The organism is Clostridium sp. CTA-17 (assembly GCF_054767895.1).
The window spans coordinates 433,292-454,598 of record NZ_BAAABF010000001.1; the positions used below are offsets into that span (position 1 = coordinate 433,292).

Sequence of the window (21,307 nt, forward strand, 5' to 3'; positions counted from 1 at the left end):
ATTTTAAAAGGAGTTATGATATGAAGAAGAGAAATTATTTAATTAGTTTATTGGCTGTGGTACTTAGTTTAGGAGTTTTAGTTGGATGTGGAGATAAGACAAACACTTCTAATGAAGGGGCTTCTGTAAATAGTTCAGAAAATAGTGAGGCTACTAGTTCAAAAGATTCTGCTGATGTGGCAAAGGATAAGGGGGAAGCAGATAAAGCACAGGCTAAAGATTCTGATTCTAAGGATAAAGAAGCTACAAATAAAGATGAGAGTGAAAAGAAAGAAGATAATAGTAAGAATGATAGCAGCACTAAGGAGACTGCTAAAGTAGATAATTCTAATAAAAAGGAAAGTAAAGGATCAAGTAATTCTTCCAAGAAGGAAGAGGGTAAGAGTGCTTCTAAAAAGGAGAATTCAAAGGATGAAAGTAGCTTAGCAAAAGCAAAATCAGAGTATCTTCAAAAGATGAAAAAGATAGATAATGAGTCTGAGAAGTTAGATAAAGAGTATGAAACTGATGAGGGATCAACACAAGGAGGAATGAATATTATTAGCGGAAAGCAAGCTAAATTATATGATGATGAGTTAAATCAAATTTATGATTACTTAAAACAAAATTTAAGCAAGGAAAAAGCTAAGGAACTTGAGAAGAGTGAAATGGCTTGGATTAAAGAAAAAGAAAGTAATATAGCTGAAATAAAGAAACAATATGAAGGTGGTTCAGTTACTCCTCTTATGGTAAATTCAGAGGTGGCAAAGGAAAGTAAGGAAAGATGTTATTATTTAATAGATAATTATATGAATTAGAATAGATGGGGAAAGTTCTAAAGCTTTCCCCATTTTTCAGTTTCTATGAAATTATTATATACTTGATTTGATAAGTAAACTATTTCTTTATTAAAGTTCATTGCTTTAAGGAGTTTTAGGGCATTTCTTGTATTGGAAGGGCCTTTTTTTAGTTTGTAATCAAAGATTACTCCATCCTCTGTAACAGTTTCGCTAAAATGATAGTTTTCATAGGTTTCAAGGATTTGAGTTAATTCCATATCATGAGTGGCTACTAGCAATTTTCCATTGGTATTTTCAGCATATTTTAATATGGAGGCAGAGGCAGAGATTCTCTCTATGGTGTTTGTCCCTTTTAGTATTTCATCAACAAAGGCTAAAACTCTAATTTCTCCATTTAAAGAGTCAAGGAGCCTTTTTAGACTTTTTATTTCTGCAATGAAGTAGCTATCACCAGCTAGAATATTATCTCTTATTGCCATAGATGTTACCACCTTAGAAAACTTGCATCTATATTTTGAACATAAAGCAGTGTTTAAACTTTGAGCAAGTATGCAGTTTAGAGCTACTGATTTTATGAAAGTAGACTTACCAGAAGCATTTGACCCTGTAAAGAGAATATTATTCTTTATAAGTATGGAGTTTTTCACAGGATTATCAATAAGAGGATGATATAGATTTTCTAGGACTATATCCTCACTTTCAATAAATTCTGGGGTAGTGTATTCACTTAGACTTTTTCTATAGTAAGCAAGACTTAAGGCAAAATCTAACTTGGCTACTATATCATATATCTTATAAAGATTTTCCTTGTTTTTTTCCAAGATTTTAACTGAATTTTGGTAAGCTATAATATCCACCATAAAAAACATCTTTATGTAATCAAAAATAATATCAATATCAGTAAAGGAGTTTTCCTTCTTTTGAAAGCTACCACCATAAATTTTCACCTTATTTAAAGCCTTGAAATTATGAAGGGCAGAGCTTATCTCATTTCTAAAGAACTCAAAATCTTTATCCTTAATTTTAGATAGGCTTCTACAAAGATTAATGTTATTTAATAGGTAAATCATAACTTTAAACCTATTTTCTAAAAATATTTTTTCACTTTGGTATGACAATATGTTTATGCATAGAAAAATAAAGCTAAGTATAAGGCCAACCTTTGTGTAAATAAAGGATAGGAGTATTGAAAATATAAAACCTAAGGATAATAAGGGATATTTATAATAACTAGGTATTTTACTAAACTTAGGATTGTAAATGAAATTGATTAAGTTAAGGTCATTTAACTTGCCAACTTTAAGTAAAAGCAGTGATACTTTATTTCTTAATTCTTCATTGGTGGTGAATAGGGTTATAAGATTTTCTAAGCTTGTCCACTCATCTTCATTGTAACTAATTTTTCTAAGTTTATAGTATAAATAGGCTTCCCCTAAGCTTGTCTTTGTGTAGTTTATACGCTTAAAAACTGTATCCATATCTAGATCATTCCAAGTTAGTTCATCAATTGATTCACCAGAGGATTCATTTTTCTTACGAACTTCATAGTGATTTTTTAGAAAGGTCATATCAAAATCTTCAAGATAATCCTTAGGCTTGTGTCCAAAACTTTCATTTAAGCTTTTAATAAATTTACCTTTGGATTTCATGTTGTAATAAACCACAGATAAAATAACTAGGATTATTCCAATAAAAATATATAACTGCATTGGTTTGTTTCTCACTTTCTTTTTAATTTTCTTTAGTTAATGTAAAATCACTTACTATTTTAGCATAATTTTCTATAGAATTTTGGTTATATTGTTTAAAAATGTATAAGTTGTAAATAAAATTTAAATATATTATAATTTGTTTAAAAGAAATGTTAGGAGAAGAAATTATGAAAGAATTTTTCTGGGATATTTTACCCGCTATATTACTTGTAGTTGTTTTTTTAATAGTTTTAAATGATTTTAGGAATAATAAAAATTTAAAAAGGAATAAGAGATATTCTAAAGAATCAGATGATATAAATAAGAAAGAAGGAAAAAGAGTAGATTATATGTCTATTGGAATGTGTTTTGGAATAGCAATAGGTATATTTTTTATAAGAAAATTTGGATCAATTGCGCTTACTTATGGAATTCTTTGTGGAATGTTAGTCGGAAAGCTTGTGGGAGTAATAGTTAAAAGAAATTTTTAAGAGAGAGAATTGCACAAGTTTTATAAAGAAGATGTTGGTGAATTGGGAGGATAAGTAGGCATAAGAGAGGATGTACATGCTTTAGAAGGAAGTTATTAATTTAATAGGAATTTTATAATATAGTTTATAAAGAAAAAGAAGTGGTTTAATTTTTTAGGTTAAATCACTTTTTTTCTTAAATTAATATGAGCAAATGAAAATTGAGGTAGAGAGGATTTCTTTTAATTAATGATTTTAAAATATGGTAATGAATAAATATTTTTATGTAGATAGTAAGAAGATGTAAGGGGAGAGGAAGTTAAGGGGTTTTATAGGTAAGAGATTATTAAAAAATCTAACCTATAAAAACTTAATCTTTATTAATATTTTGTTTTAAAGAGAATTTAGAATATAGTTTTTATTTTGAATCCTTTGAAATTTAACTAATAATAGTGTCTTTTAAAGAGTTAGACTTTACTTTCTTTGTAGAGTTTTCTCAATAAATATATCATTGGAATTATGGAAAGTACTTGTATTATAGAAATAAATATTGAAAGTGGCTCAGGGGCAAAGGTAAGCAAATTATTTAGCATATGTAAAAACATTACAATAGGAAGAGAATGAGTTTTACTATATACAAAAGCCCAAATAAGCCCACTAATAAAAGTATATACAATTTGTATTGGCTGCATATGAGCTAGTCCAAATAATAATGCAGATATAATTATTGGAAAGGCACCACCTTTATATTTAGCAACTTCGTTAAAGATTATTCCTCTAAAAATAATTTCCTCAACAATTGGAGCAAATATTACCACTGATATAAAAGCAAGAATAGTATTGCCAGTAAATATTTCGTTATGCTCAATAAAATCTTGTAAGCTACTTTTGATAAGAGGAGAGTACTTTGATATAAATTGTACAAGAAGAAGCCATAAAATTGATATACCGCTATCACCAAGAGAAATTAAAGCATATTTTCCAAAGGTGTTTAAGGACATAGGATTATTAATCTTTGGCACATTAAATTCCTTTTTTCTATAGGTTTTAGTAAAGAAATATATTCCTAAAATTTGAGTAATACAGTTTACTGTGAGCATTGTAGTGTCATTATGAAAATTTATCGAAATATCTGTTTTAAATACTAGATTTAATACTAGAGAAATTGGTACAAGGATAAAAATTGCTAAAAATTCTATTCCTATATAAATAAATATTAATGAGAAAATACTTTTCGTAAGTTCTAGTGTTTTATTTTCAGATAAAGTCACAAATAGCCCTCCTTTGAATTGTTTTATATGAAATATTTTAACATTATTTAACATAATATTCAAATATTATTAAAACATAGAATTGGATTTTAAATTATTTTAGTTTTGTAACTTTGTTGATTTTAAGTCAAATATTGCAAGGAGGATTTGGGATGGATTATATTTAATATAGAATATATTAGATTATATTAAAAAAGTTAAGTATGAACTGGAAAAAGAGGATATATAAAATTATTAAGATTAAATATAATTTAAATTTAAGGGGATGGTAAAGTGAAGACACATGTTATGAATTTAAGTCTAGATTCATTTGAAATGATAGAAATTGGTACAAAAACAATTGAAATGCGATTATATGATGAAAAGAGGAAGAAAATTTCAAAAGGTGATTATATAAAGTTTATAAGTACAATGAATGATAATAAACAATTAGATGTTAAGGTAATAGATATTTATAGGTACAATAATTTTGAAGAATTATATAAAGAATTCAATAAAGTAAAACTTGGCTATAGGGAAGATGAGATTGCACATTATACTGATATGGAACAATATTACTCAAAAGAAGATATAGCTAAGTATGGCGTAATTGGAATTGAATTAGAAGTAATTAATAAAAAATCATAACTTGTTTTATAACAATATTGAATAATTTTACTTTAATAAAAGAGGGAAATAAAAATAATTAAGTGAGGTTTTGATATTTAACATGTTAAGTGTAGGGGACAATATTATGTTAGAAAATGTAAGATTAATTTCAAAAGTTAATAAAGTTGAACGTAGAGAATCTTTAATTAAAATACTTAAGAAAAATGATTTGAAATATAAAATACATCATGAGAAATTTGGTAATCATTTTGTTGATAACATAATTGTTACTTTCAATAGTGAAATAAAATTGCCTAAGTTAGTTATTGGTGCACATTATGATAATATTGAAGGAAGTTGTGGGGCAAATGATAATGGTTCTGGAGTTAGTATTTTAATAGCGGTAGCTAAGTATCTTAAATTAAATAAAGCTAACATGCCTATTGATCTTGTATTTTTTGATAGAGAGGAATATGAGGATAGGGGAAGTGAACAGTATATCTTTAGTACTGGAAGAGAGAACATATATGCAATGATTAATATTGATACTTGTGGGTTTGGAGATATGATGCTCATAGGGCCTGAAAAGAATTTAGGAGCAATGAAAGAGAAAAAAATAATAAGTGAAGGATTATTAGATAGGGAATATATTGAGATTATAAAAAGAACTCCTGGTTCTGATGATAGAAGCTTTGAATCTGAAAATATACCTAACATATCTATTGGGGTAGTGCCCAAAGGGGATGTGGAGATAATACAAAAGCTTATTAAGTTAGAACTTGAAAATAAAATTCCAACAAAGGATCTTATACCTAATCCTCCAGAGTTTATGGGTACAGTTCATAATGGAGATAGAGATTGTATTGAAATAGTTGAAGAGAGTTCTATGAAAATAGTATTAGATTTTATTATTAATATACTTGAAGAGTTAAGATTTTAATATATTATTGTGGTTAATAATTTATCTAGGGGGTAATAAGTGAATAAGAGAGTCAATTTTTCGCGTGTGATATTTGTTTTAATCATAGTCAGTATATTAGTAGTATCTATAACTTTATCAAATAAAAGTGAGAAATTCTTTATTATAAATGATGAAAGCTTAAAAGCAAAGATTGAGATTTTTTTAAAAAACTTTTTTAGGTTTGAAAACTTTGATAGGGAGATAGGTAATTCTATTGATACATCTAATGTTGGAATGTTCTTTACTATGACCGATGAGAGATTATTGTATATATATGAAAAAAGGTTTTTGGTAAACCTTAGAGAAAACTCTGAAAAAAAGAATATAAATTATGATATTGAGATTAAAGAAATTTGTGAAGGTGATAAAGGGGAGTTAAAAGTTTTGTTTAAGTATAGCAGAAGTTTTTATTCTCTTATTAGGAGTAAAGAATGCAAAGAACAAACTTTATATGAGGCAATTTTATTAAAAAATAAAGATGATTTTAATATAGAAAGAATATATGAGGTTGAATCTTTAAAGAGGGATAGTTTATTAGATTTTTTTTATAGTAAAGATAAGCTATATGAGAAATATATTGAAGATGAATTCATTAAATACAAAAATTTATCTAGGATGATGTCTTTATAATAAGATAAAGTTTAATAACATGAAATTATGAATCTTTGTAGTAAAAGAGATTATAGGGAATTTTGTGTGAAAACAAAATTCTCTACAATCTCTTGTAAATTCTTATATTAAAATTTATTTATGGTCTTGAAGCCAACGCATTGCTGTGTAGGCGTAAACTGCACTACCACTAGATAAAACTTCTTCATCGAATTTAACCATTGGGTGGTGTTGTGGATATGGATATCCTTTGTCTGGGTTTCCAGCAGCTAAAACTAACATGATAGCAGGAACTTTTTGGCTTATGTAAGCAAAGTCTTCTGAGCCAGAGGTTTTAGCAGATTTTTGATTTCCAGCCATGGCATTTAGTTTGGCAACAGAGAAAGTTTTATCTTCCCCTAAAAGTTCTTTTATGTATTTTTCAGAGCATATAGTTAAGTCTTTATCGTTAACTAGGGTTGGGCATCCACTTCCCCAGATTACCTCAGCTGAAGCTCTAAAGGATTTTGCTGTACATTCTGCAATTTCTTCAATTCTTTCCTTTATAAATGAGCGTGTTTCTTCATCAAAGGTACGAATAGTTCCACCCATAGTAGCTGTGTCAGGGATTACATTGGCAGCAATACCAGCATTCATTGTTCCAATTGTTAAAATTGCTTGATCGCTTATGGCAAGTTCTCTAGCATGAATTTCTTGTAATGCAATTAAAATGTGAGCAGCTACATTAAGTGGGTCAACCCCAGTATTAGGCATAGAACCATGACATCCTTTTCCTTGAACTTTTATTTCAAAATAATCAGCAGCTGGGGCTCCAATTCCAGGTACAGGAACAATAACAGTACCAGCATTAAAAGGCATTCCTGCCATTACATGAATCATTAGTGCCTGATCAACCTTTGGATTTTCTAATACTCCTGCTTTAATCATATCCTTAGAACCTTCAAAAATTTCCTCAGCAGGTTGGAACATAAGTTTAACAGTTCCTTCAATTTCATCCTCATATTTTTTTAATAATCTTGCAGCTCCAAGCATCATAGATGTGTGCATATCATGGCCACAGGCATGCATTTTTCCACTTTGGCAAGAAAACTCAACATCTGATTCCTCTTTTATTGGTAAGGCATCCATGTCACCTCTGATTAAGAAAACTTTTCCTTCCTTTTTTCCACCTGCTAAAGCAATAAGTCCTGCTTTACCACATTCTATTGGCTCATAGCCCATATCAATTAACTCTTTTTTTACAAAGGCAAGAGTGTTTTTTAAATCAAATCCTGTTTCAGCATGTGAGTGTAAATATCTTCTGTTTGAAACAATAGTTTCTTGAAGTAAATTAGCTTCTTTTAATAATTCTTCTGGTTTCATTTATGTTCTCCTTTCAAATTCTAGTTATATTCTATTAATATTTTATCACATTAAGAAATTTAAATTAGTTTTTATTATTTAATGAGTAGGATTTAATTTTATGATTTTTAAACATTAGTGAGATAATAGAGTTGGCGGTATTATTTAAGAGACCTTCTTTTTAAATTTAGAGATTTTAAATTAAGAAATAAGAAAAGAATTTAAAGTCATATTTAATTATGTGCTATAATTTCATTGGTAATAGAAAGAGAACGATTGTAATTGATGAAATAGAATTATTGGTGAATAGGGGTGGTATTTTGAATAGCAGAGAGAAAAAATTAAGAGTTTTATTAAAAGTTGGACAAGTATTAAATGAAAACTCTATAACATGGGCAGTAGGAGCATCATTACTTTTATATTTTAAAAAAGTTACCAATGAATTTAATGATATTGATATTATGATTGATGAAAAGGATGTTGAAAAAGTAAAAGAAATACTTTTATCCTTTGGTGAATTACAACCTAAAAATCCTAGTTTAAAGTATAAAACTAAGCACTTCTTGGAATTTAAAGTAGAGGGTGTGGATATTGATATTATGGCTGGTTTTACTATTGTATCCAATCAAAGGGAATATTACTTTCCACTAGAGAAGAATGAAATTGAGGATTATTTTATATTAAATGGGATCTCTATTCCATTACAGTCAGTTCAAAAATGGCGTACTTATTATGAATTAATGGGAAGAGAAAAAAAGGTGAAATTGATTAATAGCAAAATAAAATAAGGGTATTTATAAAAATAATTTTTATTACTATATTTTGATACAGCTCAGTTTTTCTATATTTAATTTAATGTTGAGGTATATGGATAAAATTGCAGCTAAAATTCCAGAAAGAGGCTTTGGACATACTGTAATAGTTGAATATATATGGATAAAGTGGCTAACAGCTTTTTTTATACTGTTTCATAGTTATTCTATATAGAATTTCTACATAGGCATATAGATATACACTTAATAATATAAATCTAAAAAACATATTTGTATTATTGATAAAAGTATCTAAATAATATTCATTTATGATATAAAGTGGTAAAAGGAAGGTAAAAAATATAATCATTCTGGTCTTATAGTTGAAATCTAAATCTATATCATTATTTAATGAAGCTAAACCAAGAAAAAATAATAGCTTTCTTATTAGACTTACTTTTTTCATAGTTAATCACCTCTCTTTAATTAGTATAGTATTATATATTTAATTTTATCTTACTAAAGAAAACAATTACAAGACTTAAACTTTGTATAAGTCTATGCTAAAATTATACTGTTAAGTTTCTTTTAAAATAAAGATTTTAAATTATTATTAAAGTAGAGAGGTGACTTAAGCTAAAGGTTATCTATTATGCCAATAGAAAGTATAATGTGAATGTTGTTTAAAGCCTAGGGATTTATAAAAATCGCTATCTGAAATAACATAGGCTTTTTTAGCTCATAAACTATAAGCTCTTTTAAGAGCTTCCATAAGAATCATTCTAGCAATTCCTTTATTACGATATTCTGGAATAGTACATACTGGCTCAACATAGACAGAATCAGTTTTATCATTAAACCATAAACCACAGTATGCAACATACTCATTACATTTATTTTTAGCTATTACATGTAACAGAGGATTCAAATGTGGAGCTGATAACATTAACTTTTGTTTATTAATAGTATCTTTATTTAAAGGTGCTTGTCCTTCATGATTAAAACCTCTCCATAATAACTCATGGTGCTTATACAAGTCCTTTTTTATATCAATATTTTCTAAGGTTATACCATTAATAGGTTCTAAATTAAAATTTACCTCATCTAGTTTAAGCTCAAGTATATTTTCAGTCTTCTCATTCTTTAAAAAAACATTATTTTTCAATATCTTTAAAGTTTTACTGTCCTTATCATTCCAAGTTTTACAATATTAATAAGTTGTTGGTGCGGTTTTATTTAGAGATTTATTTCTTTATGATAAAGTAGAGAGAGTATAGAATATTTATATAAAGTGAAACTTCTTATTATTTTTTTAGATTATGTTTTAAATCATTAATGATTTTATGTATGTTTAAATTGATAGTGGATTTTAGAGGCGAATGGATATATTAGAAAAAAGAGATAATTAAGTTTTATTAGAAGATTGAAAGTATAGTATTTAAATACTAATTTGCTTAAGATAGATTTTGTTTAAACCTTTAATTTTTGGAGGGGAAGATGAGAGTAGAGATAATAAGAGAAAATAAGAAGAGATTTTTAGATTTATTGTTATTAGCTGATGAGCAGGAAGAGATGATTGATAAGTACCTTGAAAGAGGAGTTATGTTTGCTATGTATGATGAGGGATTAAAGGGTATTTGTGTGGTAACTAAAGAGAATGAGAGAATATATGAGCTAAAGAATATTGCTATATATGAAGAGTTTCATGGACAAGGCTATGGGAGGAAATTAGTTGAGTATATTTTTGAGTATTTTGAAAGTGATTGTGATGTTATGTATGTGGGGACAGGAGATAGTCCTTTAACTGTACCTTTTTATAAAAAGTGTGGCTTTGTAGAGTCTCATAGAGTTAAGAATTTTTTTATAGATAATTATCATAAACCAATTTATGAAGGTGGAAAGCAATTAGTTGACATGGTATATTTAAAGAAAGCGTTTTAATTACATGAAAATGAAAGTATTTTAAACTTAAAAGATAAAACATTAAGGTGAGGATTAGAGAATGGATGTTAGAATATACAAAATTGATACAGGAATAACAGGAAGAAATTTTAGTAGTGATAAGAGGACTAATTTTCCTATAGGAGGAAAAACTAATTCTTTTTATTCAATTGGTAACTTAATGAGAGGAATAGAGGACTTTTATTTGGAGGGGAATCTTTATTTTATAGATAAGGAAGAGGAACTTGAGAAGTTTTATAATCCTTTGGGGGATAGATGGGTTGCAAAGAAGAAATATTACATAAGTCACCCTAAGAAAGCTAGAGAAAACTATCTTGTGGAGGCTAGTAAGTTTCATGAGTATATAGTTAGGGAGCAACTTTTGGAGATAGCAAATTATCTGCATTGTGATCTAAATATAAATTCTTTAAAGATAGAGGTTGAAGAGGGAAATGACTTTTCATCATATACTAATGTAGCTCTTGAGGAAATGAATCTTAATAATGGTGGAAAAGTAGAATTAAAGGGAGATAAGACTTTAGAGATTAAGTGGAGTGAAAATTATACAATGGATTATGAAGCTAAGCAGGAAGAGAAAGAAGTTGATTGCTTAGAAAGTGAAAATATAAATGGTAAAAATGAATTTCTGTGGATAGATGATTTTGACGGCTTAGTTAATAAGGTTCAGGAACTTAAGGCTTCTAATAAAAGAGGAGAGAAGGCAGGTTTAGAGGAAAATTCTTTAAGCAAAGGAGAAACTTCTTATATATTGGAAATAGATAATTCCTTTGGAATAAGTAATAAAATAGGAAAGAAGATAGGGGTTAATCCTACTTGGCTTAAGAAGTTCTCTTTTAAAATAATATTTTAGAAATAAGATTTAATAAAAGGTGCTGTATTAAAACTTTTATATAAAACTTATAAATGGTAGAAGAGATAATCTGAATAAGCTTTAGAATTTAAGTTATTAAGTAGAGTAATTCGTGATAAGAAGAGAAACTGTTTAATCAAAAGGAGTTCTTATTTTTATCAAATTATTCGAAGCAAGTAATTTCTAATGATTATAATGAGACTAAAGTTCTATTAGGGAGTTCAATATCAAAGTAAAGTTCAAGAACCAAAGTTAAAATTTAGACTTGAGTTTAAAATTCAGTAACCCTCATAATATATTTATAAGTTTATTTTTATACAATGAAGTTGGTTTAGTTAAGGCATTAGATTATACTTTGGAGTTTTATTTCTAGCTATGTTTAAGAATAGTGTTGATAGTATGTAATTTTTTAAGGGAACTTTTAACAAGTTCCCTTAATGTACATTTTAAGAATATTACTAAGCAACAATCATAATATTGTAGTTTTATTAAGAATATTACGAAGCAATAATAATATTCTAGTTTTATATAGACTATTAATTATGCTTAGGATAATATAATGCCTTTTTCTATTTTATTTCCTTTTAAAAATTCTTTTACCTCAAGAGGTTTCCCACCTGGAAACTGTAATATTTCTATAATCAGAATACCTTTCTTGGTAGCCACTTTAATTCCTTCATCATTTGCATCTATAATATAACCAGGCGGGTCAATAATATTTGCTTCTAATGACTTGGATTTGAATATTTTAACTGGAATATCTTTATAATAAGTATAAGCAGTTGGCCATGAGTTTATATTTTTATATGGCCAAGAACTCAATCCTCTTATTAAATTATGTATGTTAATACTATTGTCATTCCAATCAATCTTTGCCATTTGTTTGTTTAACATCTTTACATAAGAACTTCCATCATTGGGTTGTTTTATTCCACAAATTTTACCTGTTATAATTCCATTTATTGTTTCTCCTAATAGTTCAGCACCGTTTATTTTTAATAAATTGTATAATTCTCCTGCTGTCATAGATTCAGATATTTCAACCTCACTTCTCATGAGCATATCACCTGTATCTATACCAGTATCCATTAGTATGGTTGTATTTCCAGTTTTTGTTTCTCCATTTATTAAACACCAATTTATTGGTGCTGATCCCCTATACATTGGAAGGAGAGAGGCATGTAGACAAATGCATCCTAGTCTTGGTATGTCAAGTATCTCCTTAGTTAATATTTGACCATATGCTACAACAATAATAAAATCAGGTTTTAATTCTTTTAATTTATTAATAATTACAGAGTCTGTTCTTATTTTTTCGGGCTGAAAAATTGGAATTTCATTAGATAGTCCTACCTCTTTGATTGGTGAAATTGATACCTTTTTACCCCTTCCACTTGGCTTATCAGGTTGTGTTACAATGGCACTTACATTAAATTTCTCTATCATTTTCTTCAATGAGGGAACTGCAAAATCAGGCGTCCCCATAAAAACTATTTTCATTATTGCTACCTCCCTTTTATACCCCAAAATATGTTTCATAGTTATTTATTATTTACACAATATTTTACAGTTATTCATTTCTTTGAGTATATAATATATAAGTGTTCAATTTCAAGTATTTAACAGATGTTATATAAATTGCTTCTCTGATCCTAAAATCCTTTAATTATGAAATGAAACTATAAACTAGTAATACACTTATTAGAGTTTGTTTAATTTTTGGAAGCGTATAATGGGTTTGCAGTACGAACCATTCCTGAGAATTCTTTTTTCAATTCTGAAAATGCTAGATTAACCTCATCAGGTATATGAAGATGGGCAATAAAATTTTTACCTTTAGGGCCATATCCATCTGAATTATCAGATAATCTTGGAATTTCACCCATTAGAAGAGTTATATAATGATTAATGTCCCACATTCCTAAAATATCATTCTCATAAGCAAGTTCACCATCTTTAAGGATTACTTTTGCATTGTAGGTAGCAAAGTTTATAATCTTAATATCACTAGAAACATATTTACGAAGTCCAGCTTCCATGCGGTGTTGCATAGTTGCATCTTGCATGATTATTATGCTATTAAACTGGATGTTATTCTCCTTTAATAGTTCTAATAGATATGTAATATTATTACCACAATTTGTGGAGTTGCATTCTAATAAATCTGCTTTTAAATTATATTTGTATTTTAAGTATTCATCAAAAATTTCAGCCTCTGTTAAGTCTGAAGTATCTACATTTGGAAGTTGAGAATGCATTTTCTTGCGTAACACTTCTGTTGTATGACCAGCACCTCCAACAATGACATATTTTTTGGCTACATTATTTTTAATTCCTTCTGCTAAAAGGTCACCTCCACAAATTATGCTTCCACCAAAGAGTACCATTACATCAGCTTGATCTATGTCATACTTCTTTTTCAGTTCTTCTTTTCTTAAAGAAGGAATGTCTCTTTTTCCGCAAAACCTTCCTAACACATTAATATATTCTGCTGTTTTTTTCTTCATAAATTATACCTCCCAAAATAAAATTAACCCAATTAAGCTTATAAAAACATAAAATTTATAAATATTTATAAATCTTATAAAGGTCTTTTATTTCCTAAAAAAATATCATGTTTATTATTAATAAAATTATAGCTATGGAACTAAAGCCTATGGAAAAATAGTCATAGTATTTTTCTTTTGAATTTTTAGTTTCTTTTAAAAGTCTACTTGATAAGATTAATTGATCCCCTAAAAGCACTATTAAGAGTAAGTTTATTTTCCCTTTTAAAAACACATATTCTGCAAAGCCTACAATTAATAAAAATATATAGATATAGGTATAGGCCTTGGGTAATGTTTTTCTTATCTTACCTTCTAGTTTTAGATTTCTTTTGATTTTAAATCCAAACCTTAATACTATAAGAGCGATTAAATATAATGACAATAAAATTAATGCTGTTATAAGTTCAATTTGATTTTTAGACATTAAAATTCCTCCTTTGTGAAGATTATATTTTTTGTAAAATTAAATAAACTTGTCCAATAGTTTATGTTTTTATTATACAGAATTTATGACTTATAATTTCAATAATATATAAATTCAATAAAATTTATTTAGTTATAAGGAAAATTTAAGAGAAATAATCTTGGAAAATACCTTGTAAAGCGATGTATATTTGGATAAAATTAACTTGAGAATATTTTACTGTAGAATAAATTTCTTAAGGGTAAAAGAGTTAAAGAGTAAGTTTAATAAATCTTTGTTAAAGGTTCATTTGATGAGGATTAAATATTAAAGAGTATAAACTTAAGGTTTATTAATTTTATGCTAAAAGGGGTGATGGCTTGGACAGAGAGATATTAAAGGGTTCTTTAGAAATAATTTTATTATCTTTATTAAAGAATAATGCTATGTATGGATATGAAATTTCTAAGACAATAAAAAATTTGAGTGAAGATGCCTTGATAATTGGGGAAGGAACATTATATCCAGCTTTGAAGAGATTAGAAGAGAAAGAATTAATTAAGCATTATTTTGTTGAATTTGAAAATTCAAAGAAAAAGCGAAAATATTATGAGATTACTGAAGAGGGAAAAAGAGAATTAGACTTAAAGCTTAAAGATTTTTCGCTAATTGAAAAATTGATTAAAAGTTTTTAGGAGGAGAGAAGGATGAGGTTAAGTGAGATTTTGGACTATAAGTTAAATAAACTTGATATGTCACAAAAGGAATTGGAAGAGTTAAAAATGCAACTACTTGATAATGCTGAAGAGATGAAAAAAGACTTCTTAGAGGAAGGATTTTCAGAGGAAGAGGCACAGAAAAAAGCATTGGATTCAATAGAATTAGATGAGCTTATTACATCAATAAAAGAAAGTTCAATTAAGAAGTATCTGACTCTTAATAGAATACTAGCTACTATATTTGCAGTAATTTACTCTGGATTTTTAGTAAAGTGTATTTCTAACAACGCTGGAATGGTTAGTGATCTTTTGGAATCAAGCTATATTCCTTTTAGATTTTTAATTAATTTGGTAAAACATCTTATGAACTATAAAGGGCCTATATACGAAGAACTTTACATATTAGATCAATCTTTTATATTAATGTTATTTATTCCTTTTGGTATATTAATTCCTATAGTAATAAACAAATGCAATTCATTAAAAGTAAACTTAAAGATATTTATAGTATTTGTTTTATTTTTTAGTTTAATATTCTATCCTAGACATTTTAATTTTGACTTAACTGTATTAAGAATATTAGCTTGTATTTTAGGATTTTATATTTTAAGGTTTTTTATAAATAAATCTAAGGCTAAACAATATTAAACAAGTATATTTAGATGTTTTTTTATTCTATCTTTATAAGATAATAAATGAAACAATAGAAAAGATTAATGATTAAAGTAGATTAAAAAGAGATAAATGTATTTAGAGCTTTAATAGAAAATATTTAGTTAAATGCTTAAAGTGGATTGAAAAGTATAGATACTAATAAAAAAGACTAGTTAGTAAAAAATAACTAGTCTTTGGTCATTTTAGGAGTAATAAAACCAACCTAAATAAAGTTAACTTGTGGTTCTACAAAAGTTAATTTATGACTTTAAAAAAGTTGCTTTGTGTTTTATATCTTGATTATAGACAGAAATAAGAATTTTATACATTTAAAAGTAAAATTTATAATTTATATTTTTCGAAGGCCTTTTTTGTGCTGATGTTAAAATCTTTGAAGAATAGAATTAGCCAGATAATAAAGGCTATGATTGCACAATATTGGCTTACAAAATAGGAGAAGAGTGCCCCTATAAATAAAATCATTGCCCATAGGAAAAAAGAGTTTCTCATATCTAGGCTTATTCTTTTTTGATCATATTTTTCTCTTTCAGCTTTGGAAAATGAGTTGAATCCACTAACAAGGATTGCTCCTTTTTCCTTTAAAATAGCAAAACAGATTGAAAAGACTAAGAAAAATATGCCTAAAGTTAAACATGCTACTACACCTACATTCATAGTATATACCACCTTTAAAATAAGTTTTTTTAAAAATAAGGTTTATAATTAAATATAATATAAAACTAGAATAATAATTCTACTTAGATAGTTTTTTAATTTAAATAGTAAAAATAAATAATCTTAATTTCTTTTGTCCTTTTTCTTCTTATCAAAGAAACCCATAATGAATAATGCCATAAATATTGGTACTAATATTTGTAATAATGATTTCAATATTTTCACCTCCTAAAACAGCAAAATACCTTAATCCTACATATTTCTATTATATAAGATATAGGAGGCATGATTCTATATGAAAGTGGATAAGTTATCTATTCATTTTACTTTTTAGTTGGCATTTTATTTGCTTTGTTTTTTAAGAAAGTAAGTTTTAGGTTTTAAAGTAAAGCTTTAGAGTTTCAAGCAAAGTCTTAAATTGGAAAGTAAAGCTTTAATTTAAAATAGAGCATTTGCTTGAAAGAAAATATGGGTTTCCTTTTCAAGCAAAGCTCTAATTTAAAAGTAAGTTTTTAGAATTTTAACCTTTGAGGTGTTATGGTTTTAATGTTTTATGGTTTTTTAATTCTTGAGCTTTAAGCTTTCTTTATTAAATTTGGTTTTGTAGGTTTTTAGGCAAAGAGCCTCCAAAGTTGAGTGGTGATGAAGCAAATAACTATGCCTGCCACTGTTGGGATTAGGAAGCTTAAGGCTGTCCATTTAAAGCTCTTAGTTTCCTTTTTGATTGTCCAGAGGGTTGTACCACAAGGATAGTGCATTAGGCATAGTATCATAACATTAATTGCAGTTAGGATTGTCCATCCATTAGCAACTAATAATTCTTTAAGCTCATAAAGGTTGTCTAATTCTAACATTGTGGTGGCTCTTAAATAGCTCATTATTATTATAGGCATTACTATTTCATTGGCTGGTAATCCTAAGATAAAGGCCATTAATATATATCCATCTACCCCTATGGCATTAGCAAGTGGACTTAAATAGTTAGCACATATTGTTAGAATTGAAGAATCACCAATCATTATATTAGAGAATATCCATATAACTGCCCCTGCTGGAGCTGCAATTGCTATGGCTCTACCTAAGACATATAGAGTTCTATCAAATATTGATCTTACTATGACCTTTCCTACTTGAGGTTTTCTGTATGGAGGTAGTTCTAATATAAAGTTTGAAGGCATTCCTTTTAGTATTGTCTTTGATAGGATTTTTGATACTAGTAATGTCATTAAGACCCCTAAAATTATAACTACAGTTACTGTAAGGGCTGATATAAAACTTTCTTTTATTCCAACAGATATTCCACCTATGAATATGGCTGCTATGGAAATTAGCATAGGAAATCTTCCATTACAAGGCATAAAGGCATTAGTTAATATAGCTATAATCCTTTCTCTAGGAGAGTTAATTATTCTACATCCTATGATTCCGGCTGCATTGCATCCAAGTCCCATACACATGGTAAGGGCTTGTTTACCACAGGCACAGCATTTTTTAAAACATTTGTCTAGGTTAAATGCTATTCTTGGCAAATATCCTAAGTCCTCTAAGAGAGTGAACATAGGGAAGAAAATTGCCATAGGAGGTAGCATTACTGAAATTACCCAAGCTAAAGTAACATAAATGCCGTCTATTAATATTCCTGATATCCAAGAAGGTAAGTTTAGTCCAGAGAAGAAGTCTCTAATGTAAATTTCTCCATGGGCGAACATATTAGCAAGCATTTCAGATGGGTAATTTGCTAAGGTTATGGTTATCCACAAGACAACTAATAGGGTCATTATCATAATAGGTATTCCTGTTGATTTTGACACAAGTATTTTATCTATTTTTCTCTGGAAGTCAGTATATTCTTCTCCACCTTTAACAACCTTATTTCCTATTCTTTCAGCTTCTTTTATTATGGATTTTATTATTATATCTTCTACTAATTCATCCTTATAATTTTTATTAAGCTCATCTTTTATTTTACTTATCATATTTATATACTTTTCTTGAATATTATATTTATTGTATAAGGATTTTAAGATGCTTGTATTTCCTTCTAGAATTCTAAGAGTTATCCATCTTTTCTTTCTTTTAGGAACTTCAAGGGTTTCATCTAGTATGATTTCTATTTCTTCTATTGCTTTTTCTATAGGAGAATCATAATTTATTGCATTTTTTTTGGAGTTTTTTAGGGTGATTTCTTTAAAGATGGCTTCTTTTAATTCTTCTATGCCAACTCCATTTCTGGCAGATGAGGAAACAATGTTTGCGTTTAGTTCTTTTGATAACAAATCTAAATCTATTTTTATGTTATTTTTTTCTGCTTCATCAGTTAAGTTTACGCAGAGGATTGCCTTTTCTGTTATTTCAGATATTTGTATAAAAAGGTTTAGATTCCTTTCTAGGGAGGTTGCATCAGCTACAACAACCACTATATCTGGATCATTAAAGCATATATAATCCCTTGCGATTTCTTCTTCTTCTGAATTTGATAGCAATGAGTATGTTCCAGGTAAATCTACTATCTTTATGGTTGAATCCTTAAATTCATAGTATCCTTCTGCCTTAGCTACTGTTTTTCCTGGCCAGTTTCCAGTATGTTGATTTAAACCAGTTAGAGCATTAAAAACTGTACTTTTACCTACATTTGGGTTTCCTGCTAATGCTACAACATAGTCTTCCTTGGTGTTTCCTTTTGATTTTTCTTTAGATAATAAGCTAATTCCAGTAGAATTTTTGTTTAAACTCATATCTTTTTCTCCTACTATTAAATTACTTCTATCTCTTCACATTCTTCTTCCCTTATGGCTATTACAGTTCCTCTTATTAAATATGCTTTAGGGTCTCCAAAGGGGCCACCATATAAAACTTTTATATCTGTTCCTTCTATTATTCCTAAGTCAAAAAATCTTCTCCTTAGTTCTCCCTGTGCCTTTATGTCAATAACCTTAACAGTTGATAATAGTTCAGCTTCATGTAATTTCACATTTATTCCTCCTTCTAAGGCTTAATCTAAGATTATTTCTTTTTGTTTTATGCAAGAAGTTTAGAGTTTAATTTATTAACAGAACAATCCATATAATAAACTATGATAAAAAATAATTTAGTGTGATTGAAACTTTAGGGAGGATTGATATGGGTTGCATATGTGGATTAATAAGGAGTTAATAGACTATGCTTTAAACTTAAGGAGATTTAGTTAGATTTTTTGAAGTAAATGTATAATTGAAAAAAGTTATAAAGCTTTATCTTACATATATGAGTTATTTGCTTGCTTTGAATGGGTATATAATTAAAAATTTTATAGGGAAGAGTTATAAGAATAAAGAGTGATAAATTTAAAATATTAACAGTTTTGTTATATAATATTAGTAACATTCTGGGGTTTTATGGGGTGATTTTTAATGAGTAAATTTTATGATGAAGCAATTAAGAAACTTGATTATGATGAAAGACCATTATGTTATTTGAAGTGTTCTCTTTTAACTTTTGTATGCAGAAGAGGATATAGATAAGGGATACTCATTATAGCAAATAAAAGAGTGTTTTTTTATGAGTTAAATTTAGGTTTTTGGCATACAGAAAGCTTTTTATATGAGGATATTTCTTCTATTTAAGAAAGGGAAGGAATAATGAGGAAATCTATAGTTATGAATGTAAATGGAGAAGTAGTTAATATATGAAATATACTTTCTGGAAGTGTTTGAAGGTTTACAATAAGGGTAAAAGATAATATTAAGTTAGGAAAAGGAAGAGGTTAATGAGAGATAAAAAGTTTTTAAGAAGAATTATAGAAATTTTATTTATATTATTACTAATAGTACCTTCACAGCCTATTTATGCAAGAGCAGGAGGCGGTGGAGGTGGTGGTGGAGGTGCAGGCGGTGGATATGCTTCATCAAGTGAAAGTGGTGGTGGAAAAGATGGGGCCAGTGCCTTTGATTTTAAATTTATTATGAAACATAAACTTCTTTTTGGATCAGTAGCTTTTTTCTTGCTGTCTGGAGGGGTAGTTTTAATGTTTGTGGAGATGGATAGGTATAGTAAAGTGGTTAAGCGTAAAAGTGATAAGCTAAAGGAGTTAGCCTTAAAGGATCCTTACTGGAATATTAATTATATAAAATCTGTTGTGGAAGATACCTTTTATAGTATTCAGTATGCTTGGAATGATGATGAATATGAAAGGGTTGAGAGTTTACTTACAACTTCATTATATAATAAGCATCTTAAGGTTTTAGAGGAGCTTAAAAGTGAAAATAAGAAGAATGTCTTAGAGGATATTCAGTTTAATGGGTGTAGAATAATAAGTCTCTTTGAGGGGGATGAAAAGCAATGGGGATTTATTTGGGTTGAGGTTAATTTCTCCATGAGGGATTACATAGTTAATACAAAGGGGAAAAGAAGAGTAATAGAGGGAAATGATAATTATAGCAGAAGTGACTTTGAGTATTGGAAGTTTGTGTATATTGAGAATACATGGCTACTTTCAAATATATTGCAGAAAAATGAAGTGGGTTCAGGCTATAAGAAGTTATATAGAGAGGCTGAAAATGCCTATGGCTCTATTAATATGAAGAAGGTTTAAAATGTAGGAGGGGTGAAATATGGAGTTTAATATCAATAGTGTATGGATAATTATAGGGGCTTGTATGCTGATGATTTTAGTTAGTGTTATTAGTCAAATGAGAAATGATCTTAAGCATATGAGGATTACTTTAGATAAGATTGCTGAAAAGTTTGGAGCAATTGAAATTGTAACAAAGGAAGAAAAAGAGGAATTAAAGAGACTAGTTGCAGAAGGAAAGAGTGTTGAAGCTGTAAGAAGGTGCAGAGAGATTACTGGGCTTGGACTAAAGGAAGCTAAGGAGTATGTTGATGGGCTTGGTAGGGAGAAAGGGATATAAGTTTTTTATTTTTAAAAATGGAAATAAAATTGTTTTAATGTTAAAATAAAACAGTAAATACAAATATATAAAGATTGTTTTGAAGTTTTATAATTATATGAAAGTAAGGAAACTACTATTTTTATATATTTGTATATTGTAAAA

General features: G+C 28.1%; 22 protein-coding genes. 12 read left to right on the forward strand and 10 right to left on the reverse strand.

The window, feature by feature from the left end; genetic code table 11:
- Nucleotides 1-20: 20 nt before the first annotated feature.
- Nucleotides 21-797, forward strand: a complete 777-nt coding sequence (locus tag ACYUCG_RS01890; protein ID WP_460267942.1) for a lysozyme inhibitor LprI family protein — start codon at nucleotides 21-23, stop codon at nucleotides 795-797.
- A gap of 17 nt (nucleotides 798-814) precedes the next feature.
- Here the strand turns inward: ACYUCG_RS01890 and ACYUCG_RS01895 are convergent, their stop codons facing one another.
- The gene (locus ACYUCG_RS01895) at nucleotides 815-2,488 is read right to left on the reverse strand and encodes a MutS-related protein (RefSeq protein WP_460267943.1); all 1,674 of its coding nucleotides are present in this window, start codon (nucleotides 2,486-2,488) and stop codon (nucleotides 815-817) included.
- A gap of 170 nt (nucleotides 2,489-2,658) precedes the next feature.
- On the opposite strand from ACYUCG_RS01895, the gene ACYUCG_RS01900 reads away from it, so the two are divergent.
- The gene (locus ACYUCG_RS01900) at nucleotides 2,659-2,961 is read left to right on the forward strand and encodes a hypothetical protein (RefSeq protein ID WP_265878791.1); all 303 of its coding nucleotides are present in this window, start codon (nucleotides 2,659-2,661) and stop codon (nucleotides 2,959-2,961) included.
- A gap of 446 nt (nucleotides 2,962-3,407) precedes the next feature.
- On the opposite strand, the gene ACYUCG_RS01905 is transcribed toward ACYUCG_RS01900, so the two are convergent.
- On the reverse strand, nucleotides 3,408-4,211 hold the full coding sequence (locus tag ACYUCG_RS01905; RefSeq protein ID WP_460267945.1) for a lysostaphin resistance A-like protein: 804 nt from the start codon (nucleotides 4,209-4,211) through the stop codon (nucleotides 3,408-3,410).
- A 273-nt stretch (nucleotides 4,212-4,484) separates the two neighbouring features.
- Between ACYUCG_RS01905 and ACYUCG_RS01910 the strand changes: the two genes are divergently transcribed.
- The 3 genes from ACYUCG_RS01910 (at nucleotide 4,485) to ACYUCG_RS01920 (ending at nucleotide 6,390) form a co-directional block, all read left to right on the forward strand.
- Nucleotides 4,485-4,838: an ASCH domain-containing protein gene (locus ACYUCG_RS01910; RefSeq protein WP_139933093.1), complete on the forward strand. Its 354-nt coding sequence runs from the start codon at nucleotides 4,485-4,487 to the stop codon at nucleotides 4,836-4,838.
- A 106-nt stretch (nucleotides 4,839-4,944) separates the two neighbouring features.
- Nucleotides 4,945-5,739, forward strand: coding sequence for a M28 family metallopeptidase (locus ACYUCG_RS01915; protein WP_460267948.1), 795 nt, complete (start codon nucleotides 4,945-4,947; stop codon nucleotides 5,737-5,739).
- Between the two features lie 39 nt (nucleotides 5,740-5,778).
- A complete protein-coding gene (locus tag ACYUCG_RS01920; protein WP_195466508.1) occupies nucleotides 5,779-6,390 on the forward strand; it encodes a hypothetical protein in 612 nt (203 codons plus the stop codon).
- A 114-nt stretch (nucleotides 6,391-6,504) separates the two neighbouring features.
- Here the strand turns inward: ACYUCG_RS01920 and ACYUCG_RS01925 are convergent, their stop codons facing one another.
- Nucleotides 6,505-7,731, reverse strand: coding sequence for a M20 metallopeptidase family protein (locus ACYUCG_RS01925; protein ID WP_139933095.1), 1,227 nt, complete (start codon nucleotides 7,729-7,731; stop codon nucleotides 6,505-6,507).
- A gap of 299 nt (nucleotides 7,732-8,030) precedes the next feature.
- On the opposite strand from ACYUCG_RS01925, the gene ACYUCG_RS01930 reads away from it, so the two are divergent.
- Nucleotides 8,031-8,498 (forward strand): nucleotidyltransferase domain-containing protein, encoded by a 468-nt coding sequence (locus ACYUCG_RS01930; protein ID WP_460267952.1) that lies wholly within the window; start codon nucleotides 8,031-8,033, stop codon nucleotides 8,496-8,498.
- A gap of 703 nt (nucleotides 8,499-9,201) precedes the next feature.
- On the opposite strand, the gene ACYUCG_RS01935 is transcribed toward ACYUCG_RS01930, so the two are convergent.
- Complete coding sequence (locus ACYUCG_RS01935; protein WP_460267954.1) at nucleotides 9,202-9,627, reverse strand: GNAT family N-acetyltransferase; 426 nt, start codon at nucleotides 9,625-9,627, stop codon at nucleotides 9,202-9,204.
- 332 nt (nucleotides 9,628-9,959) lie between these two features.
- On the opposite strand from ACYUCG_RS01935, the gene ACYUCG_RS01940 reads away from it, so the two are divergent.
- Together ACYUCG_RS01940 and ACYUCG_RS01945 are read left to right on the forward strand one after the other, a co-directional pair.
- Nucleotides 9,960-10,403 carry a GNAT family N-acetyltransferase gene (locus tag ACYUCG_RS01940; protein WP_060796987.1) on the forward strand — a complete coding sequence of 148 codons (444 nt, stop codon included), beginning with the start codon at nucleotides 9,960-9,962 and terminating at the stop codon, nucleotides 10,401-10,403.
- 61 nt (nucleotides 10,404-10,464) lie between these two features.
- Nucleotides 10,465-11,274 carry a hypothetical protein gene (locus ACYUCG_RS01945; RefSeq protein WP_460267956.1) on the forward strand — a complete coding sequence of 270 codons (810 nt, stop codon included), beginning with the start codon at nucleotides 10,465-10,467 and terminating at the stop codon, nucleotides 11,272-11,274.
- A gap of 546 nt (nucleotides 11,275-11,820) precedes the next feature.
- Here ACYUCG_RS01945 and fmt read toward each other — a convergent pair.
- The 3 genes from fmt to ACYUCG_RS01960 form a co-directional block, all read right to left on the reverse strand.
- The gene (gene fmt, locus ACYUCG_RS01950; protein ID WP_460267958.1) at nucleotides 11,821-12,774 is read right to left on the reverse strand and encodes a methionyl-tRNA formyltransferase; all 954 of its coding nucleotides are present in this window, start codon (nucleotides 12,772-12,774) and stop codon (nucleotides 11,821-11,823) included.
- A gap of 212 nt (nucleotides 12,775-12,986) precedes the next feature.
- Entirely contained in the window at nucleotides 12,987-13,781 is a 795-nt protein-coding gene (locus ACYUCG_RS01955; RefSeq protein ID WP_460267960.1) for a YdcF family protein, read from the reverse strand.
- Between the two features lie 94 nt (nucleotides 13,782-13,875).
- Nucleotides 13,876-14,247: a hypothetical protein gene (locus ACYUCG_RS01960; protein WP_460267962.1), complete on the reverse strand. Its 372-nt coding sequence runs from the start codon at nucleotides 14,245-14,247 to the stop codon at nucleotides 13,876-13,878.
- A gap of 359 nt (nucleotides 14,248-14,606) precedes the next feature.
- Between ACYUCG_RS01960 and ACYUCG_RS01965 the strand changes: the two genes are divergently transcribed.
- Nucleotides 14,607-14,921: a PadR family transcriptional regulator gene (locus tag ACYUCG_RS01965; RefSeq protein WP_003462151.1), complete on the forward strand. Its 315-nt coding sequence runs from the start codon at nucleotides 14,607-14,609 to the stop codon at nucleotides 14,919-14,921.
- Nucleotides 14,922-14,933: 12 nt separating this feature from the next.
- Entirely contained in the window at nucleotides 14,934-15,593 is a 660-nt protein-coding gene (locus tag ACYUCG_RS01970; protein ID WP_460267965.1) for a hypothetical protein, read from the forward strand.
- A gap of 348 nt (nucleotides 15,594-15,941) precedes the next feature.
- Here ACYUCG_RS01970 and ACYUCG_RS01975 read toward each other — a convergent pair whose 3' ends face one another.
- From ACYUCG_RS01975 to ACYUCG_RS01985, 3 genes are all read right to left on the reverse strand, one after another.
- Complete coding sequence (locus tag ACYUCG_RS01975) at nucleotides 15,942-16,274, reverse strand: DUF3784 domain-containing protein (protein ID WP_283679495.1); 333 nt, start codon at nucleotides 16,272-16,274, stop codon at nucleotides 15,942-15,944.
- 611 nt (nucleotides 16,275-16,885) lie between these two features.
- The gene (gene feoB, locus ACYUCG_RS01980; protein ID WP_460267967.1) at nucleotides 16,886-19,009 is read right to left on the reverse strand and encodes a ferrous iron transport protein B; all 2,124 of its coding nucleotides are present in this window, start codon (nucleotides 19,007-19,009) and stop codon (nucleotides 16,886-16,888) included.
- A 17-nt stretch (nucleotides 19,010-19,026) separates the two neighbouring features.
- Nucleotides 19,027-19,245, reverse strand: coding sequence for a FeoA family protein (locus ACYUCG_RS01985; RefSeq protein ID WP_003480712.1), 219 nt, complete (start codon nucleotides 19,243-19,245; stop codon nucleotides 19,027-19,029).
- Between the two features lie 774 nt (nucleotides 19,246-20,019).
- Between ACYUCG_RS01985 and ACYUCG_RS01990 the strand changes: the two genes are divergently transcribed.
- Together ACYUCG_RS01990 and ACYUCG_RS01995 are read left to right on the forward strand one after the other, a co-directional pair.
- Nucleotides 20,020-20,844 (forward strand): Tim44 domain-containing protein, encoded by an 825-nt coding sequence (locus tag ACYUCG_RS01990; RefSeq protein ID WP_460267969.1) that lies wholly within the window; start codon nucleotides 20,020-20,022, stop codon nucleotides 20,842-20,844.
- 19 nt (nucleotides 20,845-20,863) lie between these two features.
- The gene (locus ACYUCG_RS01995) at nucleotides 20,864-21,163 is read left to right on the forward strand and encodes a ribosomal protein L7/L12 (protein ID WP_460267971.1); all 300 of its coding nucleotides are present in this window, start codon (nucleotides 20,864-20,866) and stop codon (nucleotides 21,161-21,163) included.
- Nucleotides 21,164-21,307: the final 144 nt, after the last annotated feature.

Excerpts from the sequence above, each read along its gene's own strand:
- ACYUCG_RS01925 (WP_139933095.1), bottom strand. The coding sequence starts at position 7,731 with ATGAAACCAGAAGAATTATTAAAAGAAGCTAATTTACTTCAAGAAACT.
- fmt (WP_460267958.1), bottom strand. The coding sequence starts at position 12,774 with ATGAAAATAGTTTTTATGGGGACGCCTGATTTTGCAGTTCCCTCATTG.
- ACYUCG_RS01900 (WP_265878791.1), top strand. The coding sequence starts at position 2,659 with ATGAAAGAATTTTTCTGGGATATTTTACCCGCTATATTACTTGTAGTT.
- ACYUCG_RS01915 (WP_460267948.1), top strand. The coding sequence starts at position 4,945 with ATGTTAGAAAATGTAAGATTAATTTCAAAAGTTAATAAAGTTGAACGT.
- ACYUCG_RS01890 (WP_460267942.1), top strand. The coding sequence starts at position 21 with ATGAAGAAGAGAAATTATTTAATTAGTTTATTGGCTGTGGTACTTAGT.
- ACYUCG_RS01995 (WP_460267971.1), top strand. The coding sequence starts at position 20,864 with ATGGAGTTTAATATCAATAGTGTATGGATAATTATAGGGGCTTGTATG.
- feoB (WP_460267967.1), bottom strand. The coding sequence starts at position 19,009 with ATGAGTTTAAACAAAAATTCTACTGGAATTAGCTTATTATCTAAAGAA.
- ACYUCG_RS01990 (WP_460267969.1), top strand. The coding sequence starts at position 20,020 with ATGAGAGATAAAAAGTTTTTAAGAAGAATTATAGAAATTTTATTTATA.
- ACYUCG_RS01970 (WP_460267965.1), top strand. The coding sequence starts at position 14,934 with ATGAGGTTAAGTGAGATTTTGGACTATAAGTTAAATAAACTTGATATG.
- ACYUCG_RS01960 (WP_460267962.1), bottom strand. The coding sequence starts at position 14,247 with ATGTCTAAAAATCAAATTGAACTTATAACAGCATTAATTTTATTGTCA.
- ACYUCG_RS01940 (WP_060796987.1), top strand. The coding sequence starts at position 9,960 with ATGAGAGTAGAGATAATAAGAGAAAATAAGAAGAGATTTTTAGATTTA.
- ACYUCG_RS01945 (WP_460267956.1), top strand. The coding sequence starts at position 10,465 with ATGGATGTTAGAATATACAAAATTGATACAGGAATAACAGGAAGAAAT.
- ACYUCG_RS01975 (WP_283679495.1), bottom strand. The coding sequence starts at position 16,274 with ATGAATGTAGGTGTAGTAGCATGTTTAACTTTAGGCATATTTTTCTTA.
- ACYUCG_RS01955 (WP_460267960.1), bottom strand. The coding sequence starts at position 13,781 with ATGAAGAAAAAAACAGCAGAATATATTAATGTGTTAGGAAGGTTTTGC.
- ACYUCG_RS01895 (WP_460267943.1), bottom strand. The coding sequence starts at position 2,488 with ATGCAGTTATATATTTTTATTGGAATAATCCTAGTTATTTTATCTGTG.